Here is a 4,351-nt window from a genome sequence, read left to right on the forward strand (position 1 = left end):
GCCACGGCCAGCCCGGCCGCCCCGGTCGACACGTCCAGTGCGCGCGCCAGCGACGCCAACCTCGTCCAGTGGGGCTGGCCGGCGTCGGGCAAGATCATCCAGGGGTTCAACAGCACCACCAAGGGGATCGACATCGACGGCCCCGTGGGCAGTCCGGTGGTGGCTGCGGCCGATGGCAAGGTCATGTATGCGGGCAACGGGGTGCGGGGCCTGGGCAACCTGATCCTGCTGGGCCACTCGGATGGCTTCATCACCGCTTATGCGCACAACGAAAGCCTATTGGTCAAGACCGGCGAAACCATCCAGAAGGGCAACAAGATCGCTACCCTGGGGCAAAGCGACACCACGTCGCCGCGCCTGCACTTCGAGATCCGGCGCCGCGGCACACCCGTGAACCCGCTCTCGTACCTGCCGCCCCGATGATCCCCACCCTGGTCTTCGATCTCGAAACAATACCCGACGCCCAGGGCCTGCGCTGCCTGAACCCCACGTGGGCCGATCTGCCCGACGACCAGGTCATCGAACAGGCCCTCGAGGCCCGGCGCGAGACGCACGGCCACGATTTCCTGCCCCTGTACCAGCACCGGATCGTGGTCATCGGCTGCGTGTTCCGGGATGACCAGGGGTTTCGCGTGCGTGCCCTGGGGCAGGCCGACGACCCCGAAGCCACCCTGATTTCCAGCTTCTTCAAGACCATCGGGCATTACACGCCCACTCTGGTCAGCTGGAACGGCTCGGGTTTCGATCTGCCCGTGCTGCACTACCGCAGCCTCGTCCATGGGGTAGCCGCAGCGCGCTATTGGGAAACGGGCGACGACGACCGCGAATTCCGGTTCAACAATTACCTCAATCGCTATCACAGCCGCCACGTAGACCTCATGGACGTGCTGGCGGGCTACAACGCGCGCGCCAGCGCGCCGCTGGACTCACTGGCCCGGCTGTGCGGCTTTCCCGGCAAGCTCGACATGGACGGCGGCCAGGTGTGGCAGGCCTGGCAGGCGGGCGAGCGCGAGTCCATACGCCAGTACTGCGAAACAGACGTGGTCAATACCTGGCTGCTGTATTGCCGCTGGCGCTTGCTCAAGGGCGAGCTCGATACGGCGGCCTATGCCGCCGAGCTGCAACTGGTGCGCGATACCCTGGCGGCCACGCCGGGGGCTCACTGGCAGGCCTTCCTGGCGGCCTGGCCGCCTGCCTGATCGTTCCATGGCCGATCCCGATTTTCTGGTGCTCGACATCGAATCGCTCGACCCTGAAGGGCAGGGCATTGCGCATCATCAGGGCAAGGTGGTGTTCGTCGAAGGGGCGCTGGCGGGTGAAACCGTGCGGGTGCGCATCGTACGCCGCAAGCCCACGTTCGACAAGGCCCGGGTCGACGCGATCCTGCGGCCTTCCAGCCAGCGGGTGCAACCGCCGTGTCCGTACTTTGGCGTTTGTGGCGGCTGCTCTTTGCAGCATCTCGATACCGCGGCCCAGGTGGCCGTCAAGCAGCGCACCCTCGAAGACGCGCTGGCGCATATCGGCAAAGTGCGGGCGCTGCAGGTTCTTCCGGCCATCCAGGGGCCATCGGTCGGATACCGGCACCGGGCCCGCCTTTCGGTGCGGCTGGTCGTCAAGAAGGGCGGGGTGCTGGTCGGCTTCCACGAAAAGGCCAGCAGCTACGTGGCCGACATGCAGCACTGCCTGATCTTGCCGCCGCACGTATCGGCGCTGCTGGCCCCGCTGCGCGGCCTGATCGGTGGGCTGTCCCGGCCTGACCGCATGCCGCAGATCGAAGTGGCGGTGGGCGACCGGGCCACGGTGCTGTGCCTGCGCCATCTCGAGGCACTGACCGACGACGACCTGAACCAGTTGCGGGCGTTCGGCGCGCGGCATGGGGTCGACTGGTGGTTGCAGCCGCGCGGGCCGGATACGGCGCATCCGCTGGATCCGGCCCGCGCCGATGTGCTGGCCTACGCCCTGCCGGCCTGGGGGCTGCGCCTGCCGTTTCGGCCCACTGACTTCACGCAGGTCAACCCGTTCATCAACCAGGTGCTGGTGGCGCGGGCGCTGGCCCTGCTTCAGGCGCAACCGCATCATCGCGTCATGGATCTCTTCTGCGGCCTGGGTAATTTCAGCCTGCCCCTGGCCATCGAGGCGCAGTCCGTTCTGGGGGTCGAGGGCAGCGCCACGCTGGTTGCCCGGGCGCACGCAGCGGCCGCGCGCCACGGCCTGGGTGACAAGGCCCGTTTTGGCGTGCAGAACCTGTTCGAGGTCGATGCCGCGTGGTTCAGGGCACAGGGCCGGTTCGACCGCCTGCTGATCGATCCCCCGCGCGAGGGCGCGCTGGCCGTGGCCCGCGCGCTGTCCGAACTGCCTGCCGAAGAACGGCCGCGGCGCATGGTGTATGTGTCATGCAACCCGGCCACGCTGGCCCGCGATGCGGGCATTCTGCATCACGTGGGCGGCTGGGTGCTGCGCGCCGCCGGGGTGATCAATATGTTCCCCCATACGGCGCACGTGGAATCCATGGCCGTGCTCGAGATGCCCTGACGGCGCCCCGACCCGGTGCGCATCCCGCCCCGGCGCGCATCCCGCCCGGCGCGGGCGTCAGCTGTGCCCGGTCGCGCCGGGGCCTTCGAGGCGCTCGAGCAGGGCCTGCGCCTGATGCCGGACCTGCTGCGGCGCCGTGCCGCCCAGATGATTGCGCGCGGCCACCGACCCTTCGAGGGTGAGCACCTCGAAGACGTCGGCCTCGATCGACGGGTGGAACCCCTGCAGTTGCGCCAGGCTGAGATCGGCCAGGTCGCACCGGGCGGCTTCGCAGTGGCGCACCGCCAGCGCCACCGTCTCGTGGGCGTCGCGAAAAGGCAGGCCGCGCTTGACCAGGTAATCGGCCAGGTCCGTCGCCGTGGCATAGCCCTGCAGGGCCGCTTCGCGCATGGCGGCCGTGTGCACCGTGACCCCGCCCATCATGTCCACGAACAGGGTGAGTGTGTCGCGCACCGTGTCGGCGGTGTCGAACAGGCCCTCTTTGTCTTCCTGGTTGTCTTTGTTGTAGGCCAGCGGCTGGCCTTTCATGAGCACCAGCAGGGCCATCAGGTGCCCGTGCACGCGCCCGGCCTTGCCGCGCGCGAGCTCGGGGACGTCTGGGTTTTTCTTTTGCGGCATGATGGAGCTGCCGGTGCAGAAGCGGTCGGCCAGCGTGATGAAGCCGACGCGCGGGCTCATCCACAGGACCAGTTCTTCGGACAGCCGCGAGACGTGCGTCATGATGAGTGCCGCCGCCGCGCAGAATTCGATGGCGAAGTCGCGGTCCGAGACCGCATCGAGTGAATTGCGGCAGACCTCGTCGAAGCCCAGCGTGCGCGCCACCCGTTCGCGGTCGATCGGGAACGTGGTGCCCGCCAGCGCCGCCGCCCCCAGCGGCAGGCGGTTGGTGCGTTTGCGGCAATCGGCCAGCCGTTCGGTGTCGCGGCCGAACATCTCGGCGTAGGCAAGCAGATGGTGGCCGAACGTGACCGGCTGCGCCACCTGCAGGTGGGTGAAGCCGGGCAAAATGGTATCGGCGTGCTGCAAGGCCAGGCGGGCCAGGCGGCCCTGCAGCTGCTGCAGCAGGTCGATCTGGACGTCGATTTCGTCGCGCAGCCACAGGCGGATGTCGGTGGCCACCTGGTCATTGCGCGAGCGCCCCGTATGCAGACGCTTGCCCGCGTCGCCGATGAGTTCGACCAGGCGCTTTTCGATGTTCAGGTGCACGTCTTCGAGGTCCAGCGACCAGACGAACCGGCCGTCGGCGATCTCTTGCTGGATCTGCGCCATGCCGCGCTCGATCGCGGCGTGGTCGGCCTGGCTGATGATGCCGCAGGCCGCGAGCATGTCGGCGTGCGCCAGCGAGCCCCGGATGTCGGCTGCCGCCAGGCGCTGATCGAAGCCCACCGAGGCGGTGTAGCGCTTGACCAGGTCGGAGACGGGTTCGGAGAAACGGGCCGACCAGGCCTGCGCCTTGTTCGCGAACTGATTGTGGGTGGAATCGGATTTGGGCATAGTGGGCGCATTATAAATGAGCCAGCTGCGTTATATTGTCAGCTTTCCAGACCGCAGCCCTTTGCCCCATCCTATGAGTCCGAGCGATATCCAGCAGATCACCGCCATCGTCAAGCCCTTCAAACTCGACGAGGTGCGCGAAGCCCTGTCGGAGATCGGCATCAGCGGCATCACCGTGGCCGAGGTCAAGGGCTTTGGGCGCCAGAAAGGGCATACCGAACTCTACCGCGGCGCCGAATACGTGGTGGATTTCCTGCCCAAGATCCGCATCGACGTGGTCGTGGCCGGTGATCGGGTCGACGCGGTGATCGAGGCCATCCTGCGC

The 4,351-nt window shown here is 67.5% G+C and carries 5 protein-coding genes; 4 read left to right on the forward strand and 1 reads right to left on the reverse strand.

Annotated features, from left to right (window positions below; all coding sequences use genetic code 11):
- The 3 genes from WCZ84_RS13685 to rlmD form a co-directional block, all read left to right on the forward strand.
- Window positions 1–423, forward strand: a 423-nt coding sequence (locus WCZ84_RS13685; RefSeq protein WP_372686832.1) for a murein hydrolase activator EnvC, incomplete at its 5' end; no start/stop codon positions are given.
- Window positions 420–1,199, forward strand: a complete 780-nt coding sequence (locus tag WCZ84_RS13690) for a 3'-5' exonuclease (protein ID WP_372686833.1) — start codon at window positions 420–422, stop codon at window positions 1,197–1,199. The genes WCZ84_RS13685 and WCZ84_RS13690, both read left to right, overlap by 4 nt.
- Window positions 1,108–2,532, forward strand: a complete 1,425-nt coding sequence (rlmD, locus tag WCZ84_RS13695; RefSeq protein WP_372686834.1) for a 23S rRNA (uracil(1939)-C(5))-methyltransferase RlmD — start codon at window positions 1,108–1,110, stop codon at window positions 2,530–2,532. The genes WCZ84_RS13690 and rlmD overlap by 92 nt, the downstream gene beginning before the upstream one ends.
- 57 nt (window positions 2,533–2,589) lie before the next feature.
- On the opposite strand, the gene argH is transcribed toward rlmD, so the two are convergent.
- On the reverse strand, window positions 2,590–4,026 hold the full coding sequence (gene argH / locus WCZ84_RS13700) for an argininosuccinate lyase (protein WP_372686835.1): 1,437 nt from the start codon (window positions 4,024–4,026) through the stop codon (window positions 2,590–2,592).
- Between the two features lie 88 nt (window positions 4,027–4,114).
- Between argH and WCZ84_RS13705 the strand changes: the two genes are divergently transcribed.
- Window positions 4,115–4,351 (forward strand): P-II family nitrogen regulator (locus WCZ84_RS13705; protein WP_372686836.1); only part of this gene is annotated, 237 nt, incomplete at its 3' end.

This window comes from Castellaniella sp., from assembly GCF_041675725.1.
GTDB lineage: Bacteria > Pseudomonadota > Gammaproteobacteria > Burkholderiales > Burkholderiaceae_B > Castellaniella.

What these genes read in the sequence shown, in the direction of transcription:
- argH (WP_372686835.1), bottom strand. Translation starts at nt 4,026, where the DNA reads ATGCCCAAATCCGATTCCACCCACAATCAGTTCGCGAACAAGGCGCAG.
- WCZ84_RS13690 (WP_372686833.1), top strand. Translation starts at nt 420, where the DNA reads ATGATCCCCACCCTGGTCTTCGATCTCGAAACAATACCCGACGCCCAG.
- rlmD (WP_372686834.1), top strand. Translation starts at nt 1,108, where the DNA reads ATGCCGCCGAGCTGCAACTGGTGCGCGATACCCTGGCGGCCACGCCGG.